General features: G+C 71.7%; 25 protein-coding genes. 18 read left to right on the forward strand and 7 right to left on the reverse strand.

Annotated elements, in window-relative coordinates; translation table 11 throughout:
* Positions 1-112 precede the first annotated feature (112 nt).
* The 4 genes from JT1_RS14955 (at position 113) to JT1_RS14970 (ending at position 3,879) form a co-directional block, all read left to right on the forward strand.
* Positions 113-1,087, forward strand: coding sequence for a siderophore ABC transporter substrate-binding protein (locus tag JT1_RS14955; RefSeq protein WP_068328225.1), 975 nt, complete (start codon positions 113-115; stop codon positions 1,085-1,087).
* 74 nt (positions 1,088-1,161) lie between these two features.
* The gene (locus tag JT1_RS14960; protein WP_255218337.1) at positions 1,162-2,067 is read left to right on the forward strand and encodes an ABC transporter permease; all 906 of its coding nucleotides are present in this window, start codon (positions 1,162-1,164) and stop codon (positions 2,065-2,067) included.
* Positions 2,060-3,127 (forward strand): iron chelate uptake ABC transporter family permease subunit, encoded by a 1,068-nt coding sequence (locus JT1_RS14965; protein ID WP_082807701.1) that lies wholly within the window; start codon positions 2,060-2,062, stop codon positions 3,125-3,127. The genes JT1_RS14960 and JT1_RS14965 overlap by 8 nt, the downstream gene beginning before the upstream one ends.
* A complete protein-coding gene (locus JT1_RS14970) occupies positions 3,124-3,879 on the forward strand; it encodes an iron ABC transporter ATP-binding protein (RefSeq protein ID WP_068328252.1) in 756 nt (251 codons plus the stop codon). The genes JT1_RS14965 and JT1_RS14970 overlap by 4 nt, the downstream gene beginning before the upstream one ends.
* Before the next feature lie 12 nt (positions 3,880-3,891).
* Here JT1_RS14970 and JT1_RS14975 read toward each other — a convergent pair whose 3' ends face one another.
* The gene (locus JT1_RS14975) at positions 3,892-4,617 is read right to left on the reverse strand and encodes a FadR/GntR family transcriptional regulator (RefSeq protein ID WP_068328255.1); all 726 of its coding nucleotides are present in this window, start codon (positions 4,615-4,617) and stop codon (positions 3,892-3,894) included.
* Between the two features lie 285 nt (positions 4,618-4,902).
* On the opposite strand from JT1_RS14975, the gene JT1_RS14980 reads away from it, so the two are divergent.
* The 7 genes from JT1_RS14980 to JT1_RS15010 are packed head-to-tail and all read left to right on the forward strand — an operon-like array spanning position 4,903 to position 10,885.
* Positions 4,903-6,204, forward strand: a complete 1,302-nt coding sequence (locus JT1_RS14980) for an aromatic ring-hydroxylating oxygenase subunit alpha (protein ID WP_068328258.1) — start codon at positions 4,903-4,905, stop codon at positions 6,202-6,204.
* Positions 6,201-6,791: an aromatic-ring-hydroxylating dioxygenase subunit beta gene (locus JT1_RS14985; protein WP_068328260.1), complete on the forward strand. Its 591-nt coding sequence runs from the start codon at positions 6,201-6,203 to the stop codon at positions 6,789-6,791. Before JT1_RS14980 ends, JT1_RS14985 begins: the two co-directional genes overlap by 4 nt.
* On the forward strand, positions 6,791-7,087 hold the full coding sequence (locus JT1_RS14990) for a hypothetical protein (RefSeq protein WP_068328263.1): 297 nt from the start codon (positions 6,791-6,793) through the stop codon (positions 7,085-7,087). Before JT1_RS14985 ends, JT1_RS14990 begins: the two co-directional genes overlap by 1 nt.
* The gene (locus JT1_RS14995) at positions 7,084-7,776 is read left to right on the forward strand and encodes a type 1 glutamine amidotransferase (protein WP_068328265.1); all 693 of its coding nucleotides are present in this window, start codon (positions 7,084-7,086) and stop codon (positions 7,774-7,776) included. The genes JT1_RS14990 and JT1_RS14995 overlap by 4 nt, the downstream gene beginning before the upstream one ends.
* A gap of 53 nt (positions 7,777-7,829) precedes the next feature.
* A complete protein-coding gene (locus JT1_RS15000) occupies positions 7,830-9,320 on the forward strand; it encodes a glutamine synthetase family protein (RefSeq protein ID WP_068328268.1) in 1,491 nt (496 codons plus the stop codon).
* Positions 9,321-9,344: 24 nt separating this feature from the next.
* The gene (locus JT1_RS15005; protein ID WP_068328271.1) at positions 9,345-9,668 is read left to right on the forward strand and encodes a 2Fe-2S iron-sulfur cluster-binding protein; all 324 of its coding nucleotides are present in this window, start codon (positions 9,345-9,347) and stop codon (positions 9,666-9,668) included.
* Positions 9,665-10,885 (forward strand): NAD(P)/FAD-dependent oxidoreductase, encoded by a 1,221-nt coding sequence (locus JT1_RS15010; protein WP_068328275.1) that lies wholly within the window; start codon positions 9,665-9,667, stop codon positions 10,883-10,885. Before JT1_RS15005 ends, JT1_RS15010 begins: the two co-directional genes overlap by 4 nt.
* Positions 10,886-10,901: 16 nt before the next feature.
* Here the strand turns inward: JT1_RS15010 and JT1_RS15015 are convergent, their stop codons facing one another.
* On the reverse strand, positions 10,902-12,071 hold the full coding sequence (locus tag JT1_RS15015; RefSeq protein ID WP_068328279.1) for a sterol desaturase family protein: 1,170 nt from the start codon (positions 12,069-12,071) through the stop codon (positions 10,902-10,904).
* A 92-nt stretch (positions 12,072-12,163) separates the two neighbouring features.
* On the opposite strand from JT1_RS15015, the gene JT1_RS15020 reads away from it, so the two are divergent.
* Complete coding sequence (locus tag JT1_RS15020; protein WP_218005610.1) at positions 12,164-12,766, forward strand: TetR/AcrR family transcriptional regulator; 603 nt, start codon at positions 12,164-12,166, stop codon at positions 12,764-12,766.
* A 1-nt stretch (position 12,767) separates the two neighbouring features.
* Here JT1_RS15020 and JT1_RS15025 read toward each other — a convergent pair whose 3' ends face one another.
* Positions 12,768-13,433, reverse strand: coding sequence for a DUF6766 family protein (locus JT1_RS15025; protein ID WP_068328286.1), 666 nt, complete (start codon positions 13,431-13,433; stop codon positions 12,768-12,770).
* A gap of 52 nt (positions 13,434-13,485) precedes the next feature.
* Positions 13,486-14,361 carry an oxygenase MpaB family protein gene (locus JT1_RS15030; RefSeq protein WP_068328289.1) on the reverse strand — a complete coding sequence of 292 codons (876 nt, stop codon included), beginning with the start codon at positions 14,359-14,361 and terminating at the stop codon, positions 13,486-13,488.
* 65 nt (positions 14,362-14,426) lie between these two features.
* Between JT1_RS15030 and JT1_RS15035 the strand changes: the two genes are divergently transcribed.
* On the forward strand, positions 14,427-14,828 hold the full coding sequence (locus tag JT1_RS15035; RefSeq protein ID WP_068328292.1) for an SRPBCC family protein: 402 nt from the start codon (positions 14,427-14,429) through the stop codon (positions 14,826-14,828).
* 9 nt (positions 14,829-14,837) lie between these two features.
* Here JT1_RS15035 and JT1_RS15040 read toward each other — a convergent pair whose 3' ends face one another.
* Positions 14,838-15,449: a DUF4230 domain-containing protein gene (locus JT1_RS15040; RefSeq protein WP_068328295.1), complete on the reverse strand. Its 612-nt coding sequence runs from the start codon at positions 15,447-15,449 to the stop codon at positions 14,838-14,840.
* A gap of 48 nt (positions 15,450-15,497) precedes the next feature.
* On the opposite strand from JT1_RS15040, the gene JT1_RS15045 reads away from it, so the two are divergent.
* Together JT1_RS15045 and fumC are read left to right on the forward strand one after the other, a co-directional pair.
* Positions 15,498-16,073: an LOG family protein gene (locus tag JT1_RS15045; RefSeq protein WP_211596859.1), complete on the forward strand. Its 576-nt coding sequence runs from the start codon at positions 15,498-15,500 to the stop codon at positions 16,071-16,073.
* A 23-nt stretch (positions 16,074-16,096) separates the two neighbouring features.
* Positions 16,097-17,500 (forward strand): class II fumarate hydratase, encoded by a 1,404-nt coding sequence (gene fumC / locus JT1_RS15050; RefSeq protein WP_068328298.1) that lies wholly within the window; start codon positions 16,097-16,099, stop codon positions 17,498-17,500.
* A gap of 202 nt (positions 17,501-17,702) precedes the next feature.
* Here the strand turns inward: fumC and JT1_RS15055 are convergent, their stop codons facing one another.
* Both JT1_RS15055 and JT1_RS15060 read right to left on the reverse strand, forming a co-directional pair.
* Positions 17,703-18,116 carry a tetratricopeptide repeat protein gene (locus tag JT1_RS15055; RefSeq protein WP_255218338.1) on the reverse strand — a complete coding sequence of 138 codons (414 nt, stop codon included), beginning with the start codon at positions 18,114-18,116 and terminating at the stop codon, positions 17,703-17,705.
* Between the two features lie 40 nt (positions 18,117-18,156).
* A complete protein-coding gene (locus tag JT1_RS15060; RefSeq protein ID WP_068328316.1) occupies positions 18,157-18,705 on the reverse strand; it encodes a nucleosidase in 549 nt (182 codons plus the stop codon).
* A 32-nt stretch (positions 18,706-18,737) separates the two neighbouring features.
* Here JT1_RS15060 and JT1_RS15065 point away from each other — a divergent pair, with 32 nt between their 5' ends.
* From JT1_RS15065 to JT1_RS15075, 3 genes are all read left to right on the forward strand, one after another.
* Complete coding sequence (locus tag JT1_RS15065) at positions 18,738-20,240, forward strand: amidohydrolase (protein WP_068328321.1); 1,503 nt, start codon at positions 18,738-18,740, stop codon at positions 20,238-20,240.
* Positions 20,241-20,360: 120 nt separating this feature from the next.
* Positions 20,361-22,238 (forward strand): DUF294 nucleotidyltransferase-like domain-containing protein, encoded by a 1,878-nt coding sequence (locus tag JT1_RS15070; protein ID WP_068328324.1) that lies wholly within the window; start codon positions 20,361-20,363, stop codon positions 22,236-22,238.
* Positions 22,235-22,945, forward strand: a complete 711-nt coding sequence (locus tag JT1_RS15075; protein ID WP_068328327.1) for an exonuclease domain-containing protein — start codon at positions 22,235-22,237, stop codon at positions 22,943-22,945. Before JT1_RS15070 ends, JT1_RS15075 begins: the two co-directional genes overlap by 4 nt.
* Positions 22,946-23,053 lie beyond the last annotated feature (108 nt).

Genomic DNA, 23,053 nt, shown 5'->3' on the forward strand with positions numbered 1-23,053 from the left:
GCAGTGCGGGGCCGGTGTACGAGCGCGAGGATTGGTGAGGCTAACCTCACACGACCTGATCGCCTCGTGGCGTGGCCCGTGCGGTGACGCCCTTCCGGAAGGACCTCCCTTCGTGCTGACGCGCACCCGCTCGCTCGCCCTCGTCGGCGGCCTCGCCCTCACCCTCTCCGCCTGCGGCGGGCAGACCGACGCCGCCGAGGGAGGCTCCGGCGAGACCATCGAGGTGACCGACAACCACGGCACCCAGCAGGTCCCCGCGCCGCCGACCTCGATCGTCGCGACGGACAACCGCACCTTCGAGACGCTCTCGGACTGGGGCGTCGACCTCTCCGCCGCCGCCGTGAGCCTGATGCCCGACACCATCGAGTACGTCGAGGACGACGCCATCGTCGACCTGGGTACCCACCGCGAGCCCGACCTCGAGGCGATCGTCGCGGCCGAGCCGGACCTCGTCATCAACGGCCAGCGCTTCACGCAGCACGAGGCCAAGCTCAAGGAGCTCGCGCCCGACGCCGCCTTCCTCAACCTCGACCCGCGCGAGGGCGAGCCGCTCGACGCCGAGCTCAAGCGCCAGACCGAGGTCCTGGGTGAGGTCTTCGGCAAGGAGAGCGAGGCCGAGGAGCTCGGCCGGGACCTCGACGCGCAGGTCGCCCGGGTCAAGGCGGCCTACCAGCCCGGCGAGACCGTCATGGCGATCAACACCTCGGGTGGCGAGCTCGGCTACATCGCGCCGACCGTCGGCCAGACCCTCGGCCCGGTCTTCGACCTCTTCGACCTGGAGCCGGCGCTCGAGGTCGAGGGCGCGAGCGACGACCACCAGGGCGACGAGGTCTCCGTCGAGGCGATCGCGAAGGCCGACCCCGACTGGATCCTCGTCATGGACCGGGACGCCGCAGTCGCTGCCGACGAGGAGGGCTACACGCCCGCGAAGCAGCTCATCGAGGACTCGGAGGCGCTGCGGGACGTCACCGCGGTCTCCACGGGCCAGGTCGTCTTCATGCCCGCCGACAGCTACACCAACGAGGGCATCCAGACCTTCACCGAGTTCTTCACGACCTTCGCCGACGCGCTCGAGGACAAGAGCTGAGCACGACGACCGCCGGGCGCGCCGCCACCAAGGGGCGCCTCCTCGACGCGAAGCTCGCCCTCGGCGCCCTCGCCGTGGGCGGGCTCCTCGTCCTGTCCCTCTTCACCGGCGTCTACGACATCTTCGGCGGGGAGCGCGGCGGCGAGATGTTCGCCATCACCCGCATCCCGCGCACGGTCGCGCTCGTCCTCGCCGGTGCCGCGATGGCGATGTCTGGCCTGGTGATGCAGCTGCTCACGCAGAACCGCTTCGTCGAGCCGACGACCACCGGCACCACGGAGTGGGCCGGCCTGGGGCTGCTGACGGTGATGATCCTCTTCCCGGGCGCCAGCCTCATGGAGCGGATGGTCGGGGCGGTCGTCGCGGCCTTCATCGGCACGATGGTCTTCTTCCTCTTCCTGCGCAGGGTGACCCTCAGGTCCTCGCTCATCGTCCCCATCGTGGGGATCATGCTGGGTGCGGTCGTGGGGTCGGTCTCGACCTTCGTCGCGCTGCAGACCGACATGCTGCAGAACCTGGGCATCTGGTTCGCGGGCAGCTTCACCTCGATCCTGCGCGGGCAGTACGAGGTGCTCTGGGTCGTCGCCCTCGTGGCCGTCGCGATCTTCGTCGTCGCCGACCGGTTCACCGTCGCGGGGCTCGGTGAGGAGATCTCGACCAACGTCGGGCTCGACTACGACCGGGTCATCCTGATCGGCACCTGCCTCATCGCCGTCGCCACCGGGGTCGTCACCGTCGTCGTCGGCAACCTGCCCTTCCTCGGGCTGATCGTCCCCAACATCGTCTCGATGTTCCGCGGGGACGACCTGCGCAGCAACCTGCCGTGGGTCTGCCTGCTCGGCATCGGCATCGTCACGGTCTGCGACCTCGTCGGCCGCACGATCATCGCGCCCTTCGAGGTGCCGGTCTCGCTCATCCTGGGCGTCGTCGGGGCGGGCGTCTTCATCGCCCTCCTGCTCAGGCAGCGCCGTCGTGGCTGAGGCACCCGCACGGGCCCGCGTCACCCCGGTCACCACCGAGCCGGTGGTGACCGAGGGCGGACGTGCGTCCGGCCCCCTTCCCACAGTCCGCGCCCGCCGGCGCTACCGGGTCGTCCTCGCCGTGCTCGTCGTCCTCGCCCTCGGCTCCGCCTTCGGGCACCTGGCGTGGGACAACCCGATGCCGGTCGGGTCGCGGGGCTTCTGGCTCGTCGCCGAGCTGCGGGCGAGCTCGCTCGTGGCCATGGCGGTCGTCGCCGTCTGCCAGGCGATCGCCACGGTGAGCTTCCAGACGGTGACGAACAACCGGATCATCACGCCCTCGATCATGGGGTTCGAGTCGCTCTACGTCGCGGTGCAGACCGCAGCCGTCTACGTCCTCGGTGTCGCCGGGCTGGGGATGATGACGGGGCTGCCGCAGTTCGTCCTGCAGGTCGCCGTCATGGTCGGGCTGTCGCTCGCCCTCTACGGGTGGCTGCTCTCCGGGCGCTACGGCAATGTGCAGATCATGCTGCTCATCGGCATCGTGATCGGCGGCGGGCTCGCGTCGGTGTCCTCCTTCATGCGGCGGATGCTGACCCCGAGCGAGTTCGACGTCCTCACCGCGCGGATGTTCGGGTCGGTGGCCAACGCCGACCCGGGGTACTTCCCCGTCGCCATCCCGCTGTGCGTCGTCGCGGCCGCGCTGCTGTGGCGGCGGTCCCACCGTCTCGACGTCGTCGCCCTCGGCCGCGGCGCCGCGACCAACCTCGGGGTCGACCACCGCCGCGAGCTGATGACGACGCTCCTGCTCGTCTCGGTCCTCATGGCCGTCTCGACCGCGCTCGTCGGGCCGATGACCTTCCTCGGGTTCCTCGTCGCCACGCTGGCCTACCAGCTCGCCGACACCTACGACCACCGCCGGATCTTCCCCGTCGCCGTGCTCACCGGCTTCGTCGTGCTCTGCGGGGCCTACGTCGTCATGAAGCACGTGTTCTACGCGCAGGGCGTCGTCTCGATCATCATCGAGCTCGTCGGTGGCACCGTCTTCCTCATCGTCATCCTCCGCAAGGGGCGCCTGTGATCACCCTGACCGATGTCCGCAAGACCTACGGGAGCGAGGTGACGATCGGCCCGGTCGACCTCGAGATCCCGGCCGGGGGCGTCACCGCGCTCGTCGGGCCCAACGGCGCGGGCAAGTCGACGCTGCTGACGATGATCGGGCGCCTGCTCGACCTCGACGAGGGCAGCATCGAGGTGGCCGGCTACGACATCGCGAGCACCGCGTCCAAGGACCTGGCCAAGATCATCTCGATCCTGCGGCAGGAGAACCACTTCATCACCCGGCTCACGGTGCGCCAGCTCGTGGGCTTCGGACGGTTCCCGCACTCGCAGGGCCGGCTGACCGTCGCGGACGAGGAGGTCATCTCCCGCTCGATCGACTTCCTCGACCTCACCGAGCTCGAGGGCCGCTACCTCGACCAGCTCTCCGGCGGGCAGCGGCAGCGGGCCTATGTCGCGATGGTCCTGTCGCAGGACACCGACTACGTGCTGCTCGACGAGCCGCTCAACAACCTCGACATGCAGCACTCGGTGCACATGATGCGCCTGCTGCGTCGGGCAGCGACCGAGCTGGGCCGCACGATCATCGTCGTGCTCCACGACATCAACTTCGCCGGGCACTACGCCGACCGGATCTGCGCCGTCAAGGAGGGGCGGGTCGTCGAGTTCGGCACGCCGGAGGAGATCATGACCGACGAGGTGCTCACGCGGGTCTTCGACACCGACGTGCAGGTGATCGCCGGGCCCAACGGCCCGCTCGCCGTGTACTACTGAGTCGCGGGGGAGTCAGCCACCGCCGGGCTCGACCTGCCGCGGCGCCACGAACCGCGCGCGGGGCGGACGGGCGTCGGCAAGGTGACGCCCCATCGCGGTCTCGGCGGCCACAGGGTCGCCCGCGACGACGGCCGCCCGGACGAGGTCCAGGTGCACCAAGAGCTTCTCGCCGTCGAGGCCCAGAGGGGCGATGTCGCGGTCCTGGAAGGCGATGATCGAGCCGCTCGCGAAGGCGACGAGCAGGGGGTTGTTGCTGCACTCCGCCAACCGTCGGTGGAAGTGCATGTCGTACCGCACCGCATCCTCCAGGCCGACCCCCCGGTCCGCCGGAGACAGCCCGAGCTGCTCGTCCAGTGCCAGCAGGTCGTCCAGCTGGGTGTCTGTCCGGCGTTGCGCGGCCAGCCGCGCCGACAACGGCTCCAGCTCGTCGCGGACCTCTGAGATCTGGTCGTAGGTCAGCTCCGCCCCGTCGAGCGCCAGGCTCATCCGACCGCTCAACCCGTCCGCGATGACGGCGGGGTCGATGTCCTCGACGATGTGCCCTCCCTTCGGCCCCCGGACCACCCGGATGGCCCCCTTGACGCGCAGCGCTCGCAGCGCCAGGCGCATCGTCGGTCGGCTCACTCCGTGGTTCTCGGCCATGACGTCCTCGGAGGGCAACCGGTCACCGGGGCGCAACGAGCCGTCGAGGATGGACTCCGTCAGCAACGTCGAGATCTGCTGGACCGCGCTCAGCACCTTGCGGTTGAGTCGAGGGTCGAGTGGGCGGACCTCGACGGGAGTCGAATTGCCTTGGGGCGCAGGGGGGCTCGGGTCCTCGCCAGTTCCGCGCATCATCGCGCAGCCACCTCTCGCTCACCAGACGACTCTCTTCAGGCTACCCGGTGCCGGCCGGCAGGCACCCGACCGTTCCGCTCCCGATACGCCAAGTTTTCTTCGTTTACGCCAGCCCGGACGTGGGACACCGTCATAGGCCTACCGGCCGTGACGACCCCTCGGTCGTCTGCCTGACAAGGAGCCTGCATGACCGTCACGCGTGAGACCTCGACGAGGTCCTGGTCCAACCTGGTCAAGCCCGACCGGGTCCATCGGGACCTGTACACCGACCCCACCGTCTTCGCCCGGGAGATGGCGGTGATCTTCGGGCAGACCTGGGTCTACCTCGCCCACGAGAGCCAGCTCCCCGAGCCCAACTCGTTCTTCCGCGCGAAGCTCGGCCTCCGCCCGCTCCTCATCACGCGCGACCGCAAGGGCGAGATCCGGGCACTGTTCAACAGGTGCTCCCACCGCGCCGCGACCGTCTGCCGCGAGGACTCGGGCATCGCCAAGCAGTTCCAGTGCCCGTACCACGGCTGGACCTTCCGCAACACCGGCGAGCTGGTCGGGGTGCCCTGGCCCGGGGGCTATGGAGAGGACTTCGACAAGTCCGAGCTCGGTCTCACGGCGGTCCCGCGCGTCGAGTCCTACCGCGGCTTCATCTTCGGCACCCTCTCGATGGACGCGCCGTCGCTGACCGAGCACCTCGCCGGCGCGACCGAATGGCTCGACTACTGGATCGACCGTGCGCCCACCGGCCAGGTCCAGCTGCGCAGCGCCGCCCACCGGATGGCCTACCGCGGCAACTGGAAGCTGGCCTTCGACAACGCCGGCGACGGGTACCACCCTGCGTTCTCGCACCGCTCGCTGCTCGACATGGCCGGTCGCCTCGGTGACAGCAAGGACATGGCCTACTTCGGCAAGAGCCCCGACGAGGGGACGATGACGGTCCGTCAGCTCGGCAACGGGCACAGCGTCATCGACCAGCGCACCAACTTCGCTGCCCCCGGCGACATCTGGCGCAACCAGCGTCCCCAGCCGGGCCGCGAGTGGATCGAGGAGACCCTGCGGGAGCGGTACCCCGACGAGGCCGACCAGTACCTCGACCTGTGCTCGGGCTCGATGATCAACCTCAGCATCTTCCCCAACCTGCTGATCATCGGCAACCAGGTGCAGGTCGTCGAACCGCTGGCGATCGACCAGACCGAGCTCGTCTGGTGGGCCAGCACCGTCGAGGGTGTCCCGGAGCTGGTCAACACCATGCGCATGCGCACCCAGGAGGACTTCCCCGCCTTCGGTGAGCCGGACGACCAGGCCAACTTCGAGGAGGCCCAGATCGGCCTGGGGATCGGCGAGGTCGAGTGGATCCTCATGAACCGCGGGCTCGGTGTCGATGGTTGGGACGGTACCGACGAGCACGGTCGCCGACTCAGCCCCGTGACCGACGAGCTGCACATGCGGGGGTACTACGCCGAGTGGACCCGCCTCATGGAAGGAGCCGGCCGATGACCGCCACCGACTACTCGGACACCTCCCGCTGGTCGTACCACGTCGACGAGGTCTGGTACGAGCGGCTCACCGGGTTCGTCGCCACCCTCGGCGAGGACTGGCCGATCGCCGACCCGACGACGACCGCGGAAGCGGCGGCCTACCTGCACCGGGAGGCGCGGTACGTCGACGAGGGCCGGTTCAACGAGTGGATCGACCTCTTCTCGGACGACTGCCTCTACTGGGTGCCGATCACCGCCGGTTCCGGCGACCCGCGTCGCGAGGTCAGCCACGCCTTCGACGACCGCCGCCGGCTCACCGACCGGGTGCACTGGCTGCGCACCGGCTTGGCCTACTGCCAGATCCCGCGATCGCGCACCCGTCGTCTGATCACCAACGTCGAGGTCCTCGACGACACCACCAGCGGGCTGCGGTTCATCCGCTCCAACGTCCTGGTCACCGAGTTCCGCGCCGGCGTCACCAAGCTCTACTCCGGATGGTGCGGCCACGTGCTGCGGCCGAAGGGGGAGGGCTGGGAGATCGTGCTCAAGCAGACCAACCTGCTCGACTCCGAGCACGGCCACGAGAACCTCACGTTGGTGCTGTGATGTCCGACGAGCTGCAGGACGCCATCGCACAGCTGCGGTCGGAGACGGAACGTCTGCGCCACCGGTGCGCCGCGCTCGAAGCCGTCGTCGAGCGCCAGGGACGGCGCCTCGTCGCGCTCGACGAGCTCGCCGTCCAGGTCCGGGCGATGCACTTCTGGGACCACTCGGTCTACGAGGTCGTCCCCGACGAGAGCTTCGTGGCGGTCGACCGGGACGAGGCCGTCGGGCTGCTCGGCGCCCTCGCCGAGGTCGACCACTGGCGCCCCTGGCACACCACGGTGGAGCACACCCGGTGACCGACGAGACGATCATCATCAGCCACATCGACACCCCCGACGTCGCGTGGATCATCGAGGAGCTCGACGCTCGCGGGATGCCGCACCGGATCGTGCACACCTTCGGCGGCGAGACCCTGCCCGACGACCCGCAGCGGGTCGTCGTCCTGGGCGGGCCGACCAGCGTGTACGACGAGCTGGACGATCCTCCCTTCGTCGCAGAGATGGAGTGGATCCGCGCCGCGATCGACGCGGGCGCCCCCACCCTCGGCATCTGCCTCGGGTCGCAGATCCTGGCGCACGTGCTCGGCGGGGCGGCGGTGCCGGGCACGCAGGGTTTGGAGTACGGGCAGACGCAGGTGCGCCGCACCGACGTCGAGCACCCCCTGTCCGATGCCATGGACGGGACCTTCTTCTCGTTCCACAGCGACACCTTCGAGCCTCCGCCGGGGGTCGACATCCTCGCCACCAGCGACCGTTACCCGCAGGCGTGGTCCCTCGGGAGCGCGCTGGCGGTGCAGTTCCATCCCGAGATCTCCCCGGACGGCATCCGGGACCTGATCGCCCGGGAGGGCCCCAAGCTGCGCGCGGCGGGGCTCGACGTCGACGCCATGCTCGCCGACGCAGAGGCCGCCGCCCCGACCTCCCGCGCCGCGGCGGCCGCCCTCATCGGCGGCTGGCTGGACCTCCCCCCTTCGACCCACCGGTAGCCGGCCCACCTGCGGCCGGACGGCGACCCATCTCCCCACGAAAGAAGACCCACATGAGTGCAACCAGCAACTTCATCGAGCGGCACGGCATCTACTCGGAGGAGCAGCGCGCCGCGGCGAGCGAGCTCCTCGCGCGGATCGACGAGCTCGGTCTCGACGCGATCCGGATGACCTGGCCCGACCAGCACGGTCAGCTGCGCGGCAAGAGCATGTCTCGCGACGGTTTCGAGAGCGCACTCAAGGGTGGCATCGAGATCACCATGGCGCCGTACTTCTTCGACACGGCCAACGGGATCGTGTTCAACCCGTTCTCGCCCGACGGTGGCTTCGGCATCCCCGAGCTGGCGGGTTCACCCAATGTCGTCATGGTCCCCGACATCCCGACCTTCCGGGTCCTGCCGTGGGCCGAGGGCACCGGCTGGGTGATGTGCGACCTGTACTCCCGCCACGGGTCCCCGTTCCCGTTCTCGCCGCGCTCGATCCTCAAGCGCACCCTCGCGGACCTCAAGAGCGAGGGGTACGACCTCGTCACCGGTCTGGAGATCGAGTGGTACCTCACCCGGCTGCTCGACGACAACGTGGTGAACGGTTCGCTCGGAGCACCCGGCATCGCCGCCGACGCCCCGATCGTCGCGCCGGTCGCCCGCGGGTACAGCTACCTGCTCGACGACCACCTCGACGAGATCGACGAGCAGCTGCGCCCGATCCGTCGCGCGGTCCAGGCGCTCGGGCTGCCGCTGCGCTCCACCGACGACGAGTGGGCACCCAGCCAGGTGGAGTCGACATTCGACGTGCTGCCCGGTCTGGAGGCGGCCGACTCGGTGACCCTCTTCCGGATGGCGGTCAAGCAGGTCGCCAAGCGCAACGGGCACCTGGCGTCGTTCATGTGCACCCCGGCGATCGCGGGCTTCTACGCCAGCGGGTGGCACCTGCACACCTCGCTCAACGATGTCACCGGCGCCAACGCCTTCGTCCCGGGGGAGGGCCAGGAACTCTCGGACGTCGGCATGCACTACATCGGCGGGACCCTCGCGCACGCGCAGGCGGCCTCGGTCTTCACCACGCCGACCGTCAACGGCTACCGTCGTCGCCGTCCGTACTCCCTGGCCCCCGACCGGCTCACCTGGGGCAACGACAACCGGGCCGCCCTCATGCGGGTCATCTCCAACCCCGGCGACCCGAGCTCTCACGTGGAGAACCGCGTCGGGGAGCCGAGCGCGAACCCGTACCTCTACATCGCCTCGCAGGTTGCCGCCGGCCTCGACGGCATCCGCCGCAAGACCGCCCCGGGCGCCGCGAGCATCGACCCCTACGCGGCCGACGTGCCGCAGCTGCCGCAGTCGCTCGGCAGCGCGATCGACGCCCTCGAGAGCGACTCCTTCTTCCGGGAGGCCTTCGGCAGCAGCTTCATCGACTACCTGGTGACGATGAAGCGCTTCGAGGTGGGGCGGTACGAGGAGTGGGTCGCGAGCAACCCCGACCGGGAGGCCGACGTCAACGGCGTGACCGACTGGGAGCACCGCGAGTACTTCGAGAAGTTCTGACCCGCACAACCAAGGAGAACGATCATGATCACCGTCCGGCTCACGTCCCCCTCGGGCGAGCTCCACGAGGTCGTCGGCAGGCCCGGCAGCTCCCTCATGGAGACGGCCGTCAAGCACGGGGTGCCCGGCATCGTCGCGGAGTGCGGCGGAGCCTGCTCCTGCGCGACCTGCCACGTCTACGTCGACGAGGAGTTCGCGACGCAGGTCGGCGGAGCGGACGACTGGGAGGACGAGATGCTCGAGGAGGCCGTCGCCCCGCGGCGGCCGACGAGCCGCCTGTCCTGCCAGATCAAGTTGAGCGAAGAGCTCGAGGGACTGTCGGTCACGATCGCGCCGGAGCAGGAATGAGCGCCGGCGTCGTCATCATCGGCGGGGGCCAGGCGGGCGCCCAGGTCGCGCAGTCACTGCGCGAAGGGGGCTACCCCGACCCGGTCGTCATCGTCGGCGAGGAGGCGATCTCCCCGTACCAGCGCCCGCCGCTGTCGAAGGCCTACCTCGCCGGCGAGGCGGACCGGGAGAGCCTGGTCCTGCGGGACGACTCGTACTACGAGGCGCAGGACATCACGGTCATCACCGGTGACCGGGTCGAGACGCTCACCCTCGACCCGGGCGAAGGGGGCCGCGCCACGACGGCCAGTGGCGCGGACCTCCCCTTCGCCCACCTGGTGCTGGCGACCGGCGCAGCGCCCCGGTCGCTCACCCTGCCCGGGTTCACCGGTGACGCGGTCCACGTCCTGCGGGACCTCGAGGACGCCGACCGGCTCGCCGAGGGCCTGGCGAGCGCGCAGCGGGTCGTCGTGGTCGGTGGCGGGTTCATCGGGCTGGAGGCGGCCGCCGTCGCTCGAGCCCGTGGGTGTGCGGTCACCGTGCTCGAGGCGGCGCCGCGGCTGCTCGGGCGGGCTGCACCACCGGAGATCTCGACGTTCGTGCAGCAGCACCATCAGGCTCGCGGGATCGAGTTCCATCTCGACGCGCGGATCGCCGGGCTGCGGCAGGCCGACGGCGGGCTCGAGGTGGTGCTCGAGGACGGCGCGAGCCTGCCGGCGGACCTCGTCGTCGTGGGTGTCGGTGCTGCCCCGCGGACCGAGCTCGCCGAGGCGATCGGCGCCGAGGTCGACCAGGGAATCGTCGTCGACGAGTTCGCCCGGACCACCCTGCCGGGTGTGTACGCCGCGGGCGACTGCACCAACGGCGGGCACGTCGAGTTCGTCGGTCGGATGGAGTCGGTCCAGAACGCCATCGACCAGGCCAAGACGGTCGCCGCGTCCATCCTCGGGCAGCAGCAGCCGTACGCGACCGTGCCGTTCTTCTGGTCGGACCAGGCCGATCTGCACCTGCAGATGGCCGGGATCGTCGGTCCGGGTGACGACTGTGTCGTGCGCGAGGGCGCTGATGACCTGGCGGTCCTCGCCTTCCGTGAGGACGGGAGCTTCCGCGGGGTCGCCACGGTCAACCGGCCTCGCGACTTCATGGTCGGGCGGCGGGCCCTGCACCACGGGCAGCAGCTCGACCGGACCCGGCTCGCCGACCCTGAGGTGTCGATGCGGGACCTGCTCCTGGGGTGAGGCCGTGCCGGCCCGCTCAGCCCGCCACCGGCTCCGACACCCGGCTGACCGGCTCCGCGACAGGGGCCAGCTCGGCACGGCGCTCGTAGGCCCACCCGGGTCCGCGCAGCAGGAACCCGAAGCGGTCGGCCCAGGTCGGGGCCGTGGCGACGTCCGTGGCGATGTCCCGCCACTCGTGCGTGGCGATCGTCCTGACGTCGAAGGTCTCGATGTTGCGGGTCAGCCCGTAGCGCACGCGTTCGACCTCGGGCTCGAAGGTCCCGAAGAGCTTGTCCCACAGGATGAGGATCGAGCCGTGGTTGATGTCCAGGTACTGCCGCTGGCTGCCGTGGTGGGCCCGGTGGTGGCTCGGGGTGTTGAGCACCCGCTCAAGCCAGCCGATCGAGCGCACCGCCTCGGTGTGGATCCAGAACTGGTAGATGAGGTTGAGCGCCCGCGCGTCCTCGATGTACCTCGGCGGCACGCCGGCGAGGGCGAGCAGCCCGTACGGCACGGCCATCGTGAAGCCCTCGGCGACCGGCTGCCGCAGGGCGGTCGAGAGGTTGTAGCGCTCGCTGCTGTGGTGCACGACGTGCACGGCCCACAGCCAGCGCGACTCGTGGGACAGGCGGTGGTTCCAGTAGTAGATGAAGTCCCAGCCGGCGATCCCGAGCAGGTAGCTCGCCGCACCCGTGCGCAGGCCGAAGGGGGCGAGCCGCGCCAGCCGCGTGGCCGAGGTCTGAGCGGTCCAGACGGTGGCGGCGGCGACGGCCGTCGAGGCGACCGCGGCGACGGCCGAGCCAGCGGTCAGGAGGCCGAGGGCGTCGGCGCGGGAGCGCACGGTGACCGGTGGTGCCGCGTCGGAGGGCAGGGTGCCGGCCTCCGGGAGGGTGCCGCCGTGCTCGCGGCGGCGGCGCAGGACGTCCCCGACCGTCGTGGCCGCGCCCGCGGCGGCGCCGAGGGCGAGGAGGGCGGTGCCCCCCTTCGTGCTGCCGGGGGTGAGGCGACGCAGGAGCGGGCCGGTGACGAAGGGGGTGACGAGGCTGCCGACTCCCATCGTCAGCGAGGCGATCGTGTCGCCCAGCTCGTAGTCGCCCGCACGCTCCTCGCCCGGTGCGGCCGGGTGCCGGCGCTGCCACCACAGCTCGGCGCCCATCGCGCCGATGAAGGCCGGGATGGCGAGCACGGTGAGGTCGGGTCGTGCCATGTCGGGGCTCCTTCGCCTCGGGACGGGACGAACTGACCATAGAGTCAGTTCGGGTCGGTGACAAGATGTGCCGCACCACGACAGGAGGTTCGGTGAGCACGATCGGGACGAAGGGGGTCGCCCGCGCCGAGCGCAGGCGGCAGCTCGTGCAGGCCGCCGTCGAAGAGCTCGGCCGCAAGGGCTACGACGGCGCCTCGATGACCGACATCGCCGAGCGGGCCGGCGTGTCCAAGGCGATGGTGCACAACGTCTTCGGGTCCAAGGCCGACCTCGCGGCCGCCTGCCTCGAGGAGGTGGGGCCCCCGCTCGTCTCCTCGATCGCCGCGGCCCAGACGGCCAGTGACCCGGGCCGGCGGGCGCAGGAGACCTTCACCGCGATCTTCTCCGCGATGGCCGAGCACCGGCACGCCTGGGCCCTCATCAACGACGAGACCCTGCCTGCCGGCTCCGCCGCCGCCGCGCTCGCCGTGGACCACCGGGTCCGGCTGCGCACGATGGGCACGGTCGGCACCCGCGACGTGCTCGCCGCGGCGGGGCTCGAGGACCCGCTCGACCACGACCTGCTCGACCACATCTGGGAGTCGATCGTCGACGCCGCGGTGACGTGGTGGCAGGAGCACGAGGACCACACCGCCGAGGACATGGCCGAGCGGCTCGCGCGTCTGCTGGCCGTCGTCACGCTGCCCCGTGGGTGAGTCAGGAGCTACCGGTCTGCCAGTGCGGCGCGTGCACGGGCTTGGACTCCGCTGACCCGCGCTGCCGCAGCCAGATCGAGGCGAAGACGATCGCCGCGACGGCGAGGAACTCCGACTGCCAGTTCTGGAAGGACTCGAACCAGAACTGGCTCGTGGTCACGTACGACAAAGCCCCGACGGGCTCGCCGCCGTGCTGGACCTGCTCCTCGCTGTAGGCCGCCGCCCCGCCGAGTGCGTGCAGGACGATGCTGAGCAGGAACCACGCGAGGAACCACAAGCCCAGGGAGTGCTCGTAGAGGCGCAGCAGCCACCCACCGCGACGCACCGGTCCCGGGGCGTCGGGGTCGTGCGCATGGTCGCGCGGGTCCTCGTCGCCCTCGAACCCTTCCAGGGGCTTGGACTCCGAGGATCCGACCGTGACGAGCTTGGCTGTCAGGAGCACGTACATCCCCATCTGCAAGAACTCGGATTCCCAGTTCTCGAAGGTCGCTTCGACCAAGTCGGGCGTCTTGAGGTAGCCCAGGAGCGATGTGCCCGGCTGGCCGTGCTCCATCTGCGTCTCGTTGTAGACGCTGGTGCCGGCGACGACCATGCCCACGAGGAAGATCACGAACAGGGCGAGGTTGGCCAGCAGCAGCGCGTGGTCACGAATCCATGATCGGCTCATCCGGCCATGATGGTCCACTGCCTGCCAGATGCCCCGCCGAGGGCTTCGCGCGTCAGCTGCCCGCCATGCCCCACCGCACCAACCGGGTGGAGGTGTGACCCGCGGCGCGGGCGAGCGTGCGCCGACCGCCGCGGGTCGCCGGCAGGTCGAGCATCTCGCCCGCCCAGGGCGGCAGGACCGAGAGGGCGCCGGCGGCGATGAGGGCGTATCCGGGACGAGCAGCCAGCGGGAGGGGCGGCTCGCGCAGGAGGAAGGTCGCCGCGTCCCGGGCCGCTTCGGTCACGACGAGCTCGGGCCGGTAGTCGGCGAGCTGGACCTCGAGCTCGGCCACCGACATCGGCAGGTCGCGGGCGCCGAGGCGGAGCGCCGGGACCGCGGTCTGGGCGACGTAGGTGTCCTCCTCCTCGACGGTGAGGGGCCGCGCCCCGAAGAGCTGGTGCGCGCGCAGGAAGCACCACACCTCCGCCACGTGCACCCAGCGCAGCAGGTGCGGGTCGTCCGCGGCGTACGGGACGCCCAGGTCGCTCGTGCCGCGCACGCGCGCGTGGACCGCCCGCACGACGTCGATCGCCTGCTCGGCGTGCTCGACCGTGCCGTACGTGGTCGTCGCGAGGTAGTGGCTGGTGCGCTGCAGCCGGCCCCACGGGTCGCCGCGGAACCCGCTGTGCCCGGCGACGCCCGCCATCGCCGAGGGGTGCAGCGACTGCAGCAGCAGGGCGGCGACACCCCCGGTGAACATCGACGCGTCCCCGTGGACCCGCCAGATCGGGTCCTCGCGGGTGAACCAGCGCGGCCCGGGGGTGTCCCAGATGCGGGCTGCGGCCTCGTGCGCGTCGGGGCCCGCGACCCGGCTGCGCAGCGCCGTGGCCAGACGTCGCTGCGCAGCGCCGACCGTCCGTGCGGTGAGGGTGCGGGGATCCGGGGCCACTCACTCAGCCTACGGTCGCCCGGTCGGCCGTAGTGTCGACGCATGGCCACCCGTGCAGGTCGAGGATGACGAGCGGTCCGGGGCGCCCCCTTCGCGTCCGGGCGGACGGCTCCGCGGCCGTCGACGAGGTGTGGCGCAGGTACACGACGCCCGCCCTGTGGGCCGGCTGGGCACCGCAGATCCGGGGCGTCGACCACCCGCCCGGACGCATCACCGCCGGTGGCGAAGGGGTCGTGCGCGGCCCGCTCGGGCTCCGCGTCCCCTTCGTCGTGGAGGCGGTCGACGACGAGGCGCTGCGCTGGGTCTGGATGCCCGGGCCGGCCCCGCTCCGGGTGCGGATGCGCCACGGCGTCGACGCAGGACGAAGGGGGAGCAGCGCGTGGGTCGAGATCGCGGCGCCGCGGCCGCTCGCGCTCGCCTATGCGCCGATCGCGCGGATGGCGCTGCGACGACTCGTGCGAGCGTGACGAACGAGGTCACTCACCGTCTGCCGGCTCCGCGCCCCACAGGACGGTCACGTCGGTGTAGCCGAGCCCGCCGAGCAGGTCGTCGAGCATCGCGCTCGTGTTCTTCTTGGCCTGCTCGACGAGCTTGTCCTCCGCGCTGGCGGCGGCGGTGATCTGCTCGACGGCCTTGATCTGCGCTTTGCGCTCGCGGTCGGAGCCCTTGAACTTCGTGATCAGTCCTCGCTCGTGCGTGAAGACCTTGCTCTCCTCGAGATCGAGAGAGGGCTTGCTCAGGCTCGGCTCCGGCAGACGGATGGTGGCCGACGTGCGGTCTGCTGTCGTGGTGATCGCGTCCTCGTCCAGGCCGCCGAAGTCCACGGCGACGTCGACGTTGCCCTTGCCCACGTAGACGAGGCGGTCGCCGGTGAGGAAGTCAGGGACGCGCGAGTCGTCCTCGAGGAGGACGACGGTCTCGTAGTACCCGCTCACGGCGTGGAACTCGCTCATGTCGGTCAACGACTGGAGGACCGTCCTGCTGGCCGGCTCCTCTTCAGGGGTGAAGGGGTTGAGCGCTGGCCGCCACAGGACCAGGGCGAGCGCGCCGACGAGGACCAGCACGACGAGGCTCAGGAAGCGGCGCATGAGCGGAGAGTAGCCGTGCGCGCAGACAGGGCCGCATAGGGTCGACGGGTGATCGAGCGACTGACCTGCTTCTGCGGTTCCACCCCCGGCAACGACCCCGGGTGGGTCGAGCTTGCGCACGCGGTCGGGTCCGACCTCGCCGGGCGCGGCATCGGCGTGGTCTACGGCGCGGGCGGGTCCGGCCTCATGGGCGCGCTCGCACAGGGTGCGCTCGACGCAGGGGGAGAGGTCATCGGTGTGATCCCCTCCTTCATGGTGGAGCGCGAGTGGGGCCGCGACGACCTCACCGAGGTGCACGTCGTCGAGACGATGCACGAGCGCAAGGCGCTCATGGCGGACCTGACGAGCGCCTTCCTCGCGCTGCCCGGCGGGATGGGCACGCTCGAGGAGATCTTCGAGGTGTGGACCTGGCGGCAGATCGGTCTGCTCGACAAGCCGGTGGGCTTCCTCGATGTCGACGGCTTCTGGACGCCGCTGCTGGACTCCCTTCGCGGCATCTCGCAGGCCGGGTTCATGTCGCCGGCGAGCCTGGACGACATCGTCGTGGCGCCCGACCTGGACTCCGCCCTCGAGGAGCTGGAGGCCCGCGGGGTCGGGACCCGGGTGCTCCGGTCGCTCACCTGAGCGCTCCGAGTAGCGTTGGCCCCATGACTGAGATGCGCGCGGAGAAGGACAGCATGGGCACCATCGAGGTGGCCGCGGACAAGTACTGGGGGGCGCAGACGCAGCGCTCGCTCGGCAACTTCGACATCGGTCGGGACACCTTCGTGTGGGGCCGCTCGATGATCCGCGCCCTGGGTGTCCTGAAGAAGTCGGCCGCCCTGGCCAACGCCGAGCTCGGCGAGCTCCCGCAGGACGTCGCGGACCTCGTCACCCGGGCCGCCGACGAGGTCATCGCCGGTGACCTCGACGCGCACTTCCCGCTCGTCGTCTTCCAGACCGGCTCGGGCACGCAGTCCAACATGAACTCCAACGAGGTCATCTCCAACCGTGGCATCGAGATGGCCGGCGGCGAGATGGGCTCCAAGACCCCGGTCCACCCCAACGACCACGTCAACCGCGGCCAGTCGAGCAACGACACCTTCCCGACCGCGATGCACATCGCGATCGTCCTCGACCTCGCCGAGCGCCTCTACCCCTCCGTCACGCAGCTGCGGGAGACCTTCGCCGCCAAGGCCACGCAGTACGCCGACGTCGTCATGGTCGGGCGCACCCACCTGCAGGACGCCACCCCGGTCACCCTCGGCCAGGTCATCGACGGCTGGGTCGCGCAGATCGACTTCGCCCTCGACGCCGTCAGGCACGCCGACGAGCGAGCCCGCGAGCTGGCCATCGGCGGCACCGCGGTCGGCACCGGCCTGAACGCCCACCCGCAGTTCGGCGCGCTCTGCGCCGCCAAGATCGCGGCCGAGACCGGGCACGACTTCGTGCAGGCCCCCAACCTGTTCGCCGCGCTGTCCGCCCACGACGCGCTCGTCGAGGTGAGCGGCTCCCTGCGCACGCTCGCCGGCGCGCTGATGAAGATCGCCAACGACGTGCGCTGGTACGCCTCCGGCCCCCGCAACGGCATCGGCGAGCTGGCCATCCCGGAGAACGAGCCGGGCTCCTCGATCATGCCGGGCAAGGTCAACCCGACCCAGGCCGAGGCGATGACGATGGTCGCCACGCGGGTCTTCGGCAACGACGCGACGGTCGGCTTCGCGGGCAGCCAGGGCAACTTCCAGCTCAACGTCTACAAGCCGGTCATGGCCCACGCGGTCCTCGAGTCGATCAGGATCATCTCCGACGCGTGCGTCTCCTTCGACACCAACTGCGCCGTCGGCATCGAGCCGGTGACGGAGAAGATCGAGGAGAACCTCGCCCGCAACCTCATGCTCGTCACCGCGCTCAACCGCCACATCGGCTACGACAAGGCCGCGGCGATCGCCAAGAAGGCGCACAAGGAGGGCACGAGCCTGCGCGAGGCGGCACTCGCCTCCGGGGACATCTCCGGCGAGGACTTCGACGCCTGGGTGGTCCCGGCCGACATGACGCACCCGAGCGCCGGCTGACGCCCAGCCGGCAGCACGAAGGGGAGGGGAGACGCGTCGTCTCCCCTCCCCTTCGTCGTGGACGGGCCCAGACGTCCTGACCGACCGCACGCGGACGACGTGCTCCGCTGAGCAAGACTTTCCCGGGGTTCGCAAGGGTTTCAAACTCTTGCGAACCCGGGGATTATCGGGTCACCCGAGAATCGTGGGACACGTGGGGCGCTCAGAAGCCCTCGTCAGCCACCTCGGCGGCAGCGTCCGCCGGCGTCGCGTAGTCACCGAGCAGCTCGGCGAGGCGAAGGGGGCCGCGCGCCTCGTCGTGCCGCCCGGCCCGCTGGAGGGTGCGGCCGAGCAGCAGGTGCGCGTAGGCGTCGTCGGGGGCCTCGACGAGGACCTGGCGGCAGGCGGACTCGGCCCGCCCGAGCTGCGCGGAGTGGAAGTAGGCGCGGGCGAGCAGCAGGTGCAGCTCGGCCGTGCCGTGGCCGATCGGGTCCGCGTCGCCACCGGCGCGCGCCGCGGCGAGGTCGATGAGGAAGTCCTCGAGCTCGCGAGCGGCATCGGTGTACCGGGCGGCATCGAAGGCGTGCTTCGCGCGCTCGTACCGCTCGAAGCCGTAGAGGGTGTCGTTGCGCGTCATCATGTGGTGCTCAACCCCGACGAGTCGAGAACCATTCCCATCACCCGGCGAAGTCGGCCAGCCACGCCGCGAGCTCGCGCGCGCACCCGTCGACGGCCGCCGACCAGTCGTGCGCGGTCTCGTCGGCGTTGTCGCTCACCATCTTCACGAGATGGACCGGGACGCCGAGCTCCTGGCAGGCGAGGGCGATCGCGTAGCCCTCCATGTCGACGAGGTGGGCCTGCTCGGCGAGCCGGTCGCGGACCGCGGGGTCGGTGACGAAGAGGTCCCCGCTCGCGAGCGTCGTCGGGTGAGCGGGGTCCAGCTCGAGCCGCTCCCGCGGGTCGAGGCCGAGCCGGCGGATCGGCTCGGCCGACAGGTCGTGGTTGAGCACCGTGCCGATCTCGTGGAGCCCGGTGACGTCCGGGCGCAGCGCACCGGCGGTCCCGATGTTGACGACGACGAGGTCCTCGCGGTGCGGGTGCTCGCAGACCGCACGGGTCACGGCGACCGCCGCGAGGCTCTTGCCGACGCCGGTGAGGAGGACCTCGACGTCCTCGGGGACGTGGGCGGCCTCGGCCGCGATCGCGGCGACGACGAGCAGGTGCATGGCGCCACGGTAACCGTCGTAGGGTGCCGGGCATGACCCCCTTCGCCCCGCACGCGCTGCTCACCGGCGCCCGGCTGCGACCCGGCGCCTCGCCCGTCGACATCCGGATGGACGCAGGGCGGATCGTGGAGATCGGCGCCGGTCTCGCCGCCCGCGGCGCGGCCGTGCACGACGCCGGGGGAGCGCTGGTGATCCCGGGTCTGTGGGACGGTCACGTGCACTTCGGCCAGTGGCCCGCGATGGCGCGAAGGGTGGACGTCTCGGACACCGAGAGCCCGGACGAGGTCACCGCGAGGGTCGCGCGACACCTCGCGGCGGAGCGTCCGGCGCCGGGCGCGGTCGTGCAGGGCTTCGGGTGGCGGGTGGCCGGCTGGGACCGGCTGCCGAGCACCGCGGAGCTGGACGCCGTCGTCGGCGACCGACCGGTCATCCTCATCAGCGGTGACTGCCACGCGGGCTGGCTGAGCAGCGCCGCCTTCCGCGCGCTCGGGCTGCCGGTGCGCGAGGGCCACCTCGACGAGGACGACTGGTTCCCCATCTACTCGCGCCTCGCGGACCTGCCGGAGGACCCGGCCGTCGTGCGCGCCAGCCTCGACGGCGCGATGCGAGCGGCCGCGGCGAAGGGGGTTGTCGGCGTCGCCGACATGGAGTTCGAGACCGGTCGCCTGGAGTGGCCGGCCCGCACGGCGGCGGGGCTCGACCTGCTGCGGGTGCGCACGTGCACGTACCCGGAGGGGCTCGACGACGCGATCGCCGCCGGTGCCCGCACCGGTGACGTCCTCGACGCCACCGGCCTGGTGACGATGGGTCCGCTCAAGGTCATCACGGACGGCTCCCTCAACACCCGCACCGCGTGGTGCTGCGAGCCCTTCGTCACCGACGACGACCTCGGCGACCCACGGGGCAAGCGCAATGTCGACCCCGAGGAGCTGACCGCGATGCTCGCCCGGGCACATGCCCACGGCCTCGACGGGGCCGTGCACGCCATCGGCGACGCGGCCCTGCTCGACGCCCTCGACGCCTACGCGGCCAGCGGCGCCCGCGGCAGCATCGAGCACGCCCAGCTCGTGCGGATGGAGGCGCTCGGCCGCTTCGCCGAGCTCGGGATCGTCGCCAGCGTGCAGCCGGCCCACCTGCTCGACGACCGCGACTCGACGGAGGCCCTGTGGCCCGACCGGCTGGAGCGCTGCTTCGCCCTGCGGTCGATGGTGGACGCGGGGATCCCCCTTCGCCTGGGCTCGGACGCGCCCGTCGCGCCGCTCGACCCGTGGCTGGCCATGTCGGCCGCCGTCCACCGCAGCGCCGACGAGCGCGAGCCGTGGGCTCCCGAGCAGGCGATCACCCCGCGCGAGGCCCTGCTCGCCTCGACGGACGGAGTGGCCGAGCCGGCCGTCGGGGGCCCGGCCGACCTCGCGCTCGTCGACGACGGCGCCCGCCCCGCCGGCCTGTCCGGCACCGCCGAGCAGGCCGCGCTGCTGCGCACGACCCGGGTCCTCGCGACCTTCGTCGCCGGGCGCCTGACCCACTCCGCCTGATCCGGCGGCGCCCGCCCTGACCCGAGACGCTGCATTCCCCTAGGGCAATGCAGACGAGCGGTCGCCGACCTGCGCATTGCCCTAGGGGAATGCGGGGGACCGGGCTGCCACCATGGGGGCATGGCCGAGACCGAGCTGACCGAGGTCGTCGACTTCCTCGCGCAGCACGCCCCCTTCGACGCGCTGCCGGACCGGGTGCGCCGGGACCTGGCGCGCCGCCTGAGGGTCCGCTACCACCGCCGCGGCAGCCACCTCATCACCGTGGGGCGGGACAGCGACGAGCTCATCATCATCCGCTCGGGAGCCGTCGAGACCCGCGACGCGGAAGGACGGCTCGTCAGCCGCGGCGCCGAGGGGTGGGCCAGCGGCTCGACGACCCTCGTGGGCAGCAACCCGTCGCGCTTCGACGTCGTCGCCATCGAGGACACGCTCGGCCTGCACATGCCGGCGGAGGTCTTCCACGAGCTGCGCCGTGAGCAGCCGCGCTTCGCCGACCACTTCGAGGTGCAGCGGGCGGGCCTGCTGCGCGCAGCGGCCACGGCGGTCGCGACGAGTCGGCACGGCGAGGCGATCATGCGCACCTCCGCCCGTGACCTGGTCCACCGCGCCCCCATCACCGTCGGGTCGGGGACGGGCATCGCGCAGGCGGCGGGCGTCATGACGGACGAAGGGGTCTCCAGCCTCCTCGTCGTCGACGACGACGTGCTCGTCGGCATCCTCACCGACCGGGACCTGCGGCGCCGGGTGGTCGCCGCCGGGGTCGACCCGGCGCGTCCGGTGCGCGAGGTGATGACGCGCGAGCCGATCGTCGCGCCCGTCGACGCCCCGGCGCTGGAGATGCTCCTGACGATGACGCGGGCCAACGTCCACCACCTGCCGGTCGTCGAGGGGCGCCGCCCGGTCGGCGTGGTCACCGCCACCGACCTCATGCGGCTCGAGCGCGCCAACGCCGTGCACATCGTCGGCGAGGTGACCAAGCAGCCCGACGTCGACGGGGTCGTCGCGATCGCTGCCCGCACACCGAGGCTCGTGCAGCAGCTGCTCGAGCAGGACGTGAGCGCCGACGGCATCACCCGGGTCGTCACCTCGGTCGGCGACGCGGTGGAGCGCCGCCTCATCGCCCTCGCCCACGAGGACCTCGCCTCCCGTGGGCTCGGCCCCGCGCCCCGGATGTGCTGGATGGTCCTCGGCTCCCGCGCCCGGCACGAGCAGGCCCTCGGCAGCGACCAGGACCACGCGGTGATCATCGCCGACGACGCCCCGGAGGGTGCCGAGGAGTACGTCGCCGCCTTGGCCGCGCAGGTGGTGGCGGGGCTCGAGGCGGCCGGGCACCCGCGCTGCCCCGGTGACGTCATGGCGACGAACCCCCGCTGGCACCAACGACTCTCGGGCTGGCGCGCCGAGTTCCGCCAGTGGCTCGACGAACCGGTCCCCGATGCCGTGCTCGGCGCCAGCATCTTCTTCGACTCCCGACCGCTGGCCGGCGACCACGAGCTGCACGCCCGCCTCGTCGAGGGGGTCGCCGCCCGGGTGCCGCAGGCCCGCAACCTCCTCGCGCACCTGGCCGCCCAGGCCGTGGCCAACGAACCCCCGCTCGGGTTCTTCCGCGGCTTCGTCCTCGCCCGCAGCGGGGAGCACAAGGACATGCTCGACCTCAAGCGCGGCGGCGTCGGGGCGATCGTCGACCTCGCCCGCGTCCACGCGCTGGGCTCGGGCCTGACCGTCGTCAACACTCGCGCCCGGCTGCGCGCCGTGGCCGGGCCCGGCGGGCTCTCCCCGGAGACGGCGGAGGGCCTCGTCGACGCGCTCGAGTTCATCTCGCACGTGCGTCTGGCCCACCAGTCCCGAAGGGAGGTCGCCGGGCTCCGCCCGACGTCCTGGCTCTCCCCGGACGAGCTGACGACCTTCGAGCGCCGCGCGCTGCGCGAGGCCTTCCACATCGTCCGCGAGGCCCAGCGGGGCCTGGCGCAGCGTCACCCCGGGCAGCACCTCGCATGATCCGGTGGCGTGACCCGGGCGGCGGCTCGGCCCGGCGGCGCGAGGCCGCCGCGCGCCGGGCCCCGGCCGGCCCGCTGCGGGACCACCTGGCGGTGCCACCCCCTTCGCCCGACACCCCGGTGGCCGAGCTGCCCCTGCTCGCCCTCGACCTGGAGACGACCGGCCTGGACGCCGGCAGCGACCGGATCGTCGCGATGGCCTGGGTGCCGGTCGACGGGCCGGCCGTCGACCTCGGGGGAGCGCGGCGTCTCGTCGTGGCTGCGGACGCCGGCGTCGGGGAGTCGGCGACCGTGCACGGCCTGACGGACGACGCGGTCGCAGCCGGCCAACCGGAGGCCGACGCGCTCACCGAGCTGCTCGCCGCGCTCACCGGACGGGTCCTGCTCGCCCACCACGACTCCATCGAGACCACCTTCCTCGCCGCTGCCTGCGACCGGGTCTTCGCGGCCCCCTTCGCCACGACGTGCGTCGACACCCTGGACCTGCAGCGCCGGGTCCTCGCTGGGGCACTCGGCACCGGCCCCGAGCCCCGGGCGGGTGAGCTGCGGCTCCAGACCTCGCGGGAGCGTTTCGGCCTGCCTCGCTACCGCCCCCACGACCCGCTCGCCGACGCCCTGGGCTGCGCCGAGCTGTACCTCGCCCAGGTGGCCGAGCTCGCCGAGCGGGTGCGCAGACCCTTGACGCTCAAGACGATCCGCGCCCGCTGAGGGTCCGCGGGCACCCGCGACGACGACCCCGGTCGGCCGTCGCCAAAAAAACTTCCGGTGAAGTGCATCCCTGCGAGGGGGGTGGGGCGAAGTAAGGGCAGGACGCAA

The organism is Janibacter terrae NBRC 107853, from assembly GCF_001591405.1.
Taxonomy (GTDB): domain Bacteria; phylum Actinomycetota; class Actinomycetes; order Actinomycetales; family Dermatophilaceae; genus Janibacter; species Janibacter terrae.

Excerpts from the sequence above, each read along its gene's own strand:
- JT1_RS14980 (WP_068328258.1), top strand. The coding sequence starts at position 4,903 with ATGACCGTCACGCGTGAGACCTCGACGAGGTCCTGGTCCAACCTGGTC.
- JT1_RS14985 (WP_068328260.1), top strand. The coding sequence starts at position 6,201 with ATGACCGCCACCGACTACTCGGACACCTCCCGCTGGTCGTACCACGTC.
- JT1_RS14990 (WP_068328263.1), top strand. The coding sequence starts at position 6,791 with ATGTCCGACGAGCTGCAGGACGCCATCGCACAGCTGCGGTCGGAGACG.
- JT1_RS15000 (WP_068328268.1), top strand. The coding sequence starts at position 7,830 with ATGAGTGCAACCAGCAACTTCATCGAGCGGCACGGCATCTACTCGGAG.
- JT1_RS15005 (WP_068328271.1), top strand. The coding sequence starts at position 9,345 with ATGATCACCGTCCGGCTCACGTCCCCCTCGGGCGAGCTCCACGAGGTC.
- JT1_RS15010 (WP_068328275.1), top strand. The coding sequence starts at position 9,665 with ATGAGCGCCGGCGTCGTCATCATCGGCGGGGGCCAGGCGGGCGCCCAG.
- JT1_RS15015 (WP_068328279.1), bottom strand. The coding sequence starts at position 12,071 with ATGGCACGACCCGACCTCACCGTGCTCGCCATCCCGGCCTTCATCGGC.
- JT1_RS15025 (WP_068328286.1), bottom strand. The coding sequence starts at position 13,433 with ATGAGCCGATCATGGATTCGTGACCACGCGCTGCTGCTGGCCAACCTC.
- JT1_RS15035 (WP_068328292.1), top strand. The coding sequence starts at position 14,427 with ATGACGAGCGGTCCGGGGCGCCCCCTTCGCGTCCGGGCGGACGGCTCC.
- JT1_RS15040 (WP_068328295.1), bottom strand. The coding sequence starts at position 15,449 with ATGCGCCGCTTCCTGAGCCTCGTCGTGCTGGTCCTCGTCGGCGCGCTC.
- fumC (WP_068328298.1), top strand. The coding sequence starts at position 16,097 with ATGACTGAGATGCGCGCGGAGAAGGACAGCATGGGCACCATCGAGGTG.
- JT1_RS15055 (WP_255218338.1), bottom strand. The coding sequence starts at position 18,116 with ATGACGCGCAACGACACCCTCTACGGCTTCGAGCGGTACGAGCGCGCG.
- JT1_RS15060 (WP_068328316.1), bottom strand. The coding sequence starts at position 18,705 with ATGCACCTGCTCGTCGTCGCCGCGATCGCGGCCGAGGCCGCCCACGTC.
- JT1_RS15065 (WP_068328321.1), top strand. The coding sequence starts at position 18,738 with ATGACCCCCTTCGCCCCGCACGCGCTGCTCACCGGCGCCCGGCTGCGA.
- JT1_RS15070 (WP_068328324.1), top strand. The coding sequence starts at position 20,361 with ATGGCCGAGACCGAGCTGACCGAGGTCGTCGACTTCCTCGCGCAGCAC.
- JT1_RS15075 (WP_068328327.1), top strand. The coding sequence starts at position 22,235 with ATGATCCGGTGGCGTGACCCGGGCGGCGGCTCGGCCCGGCGGCGCGAG.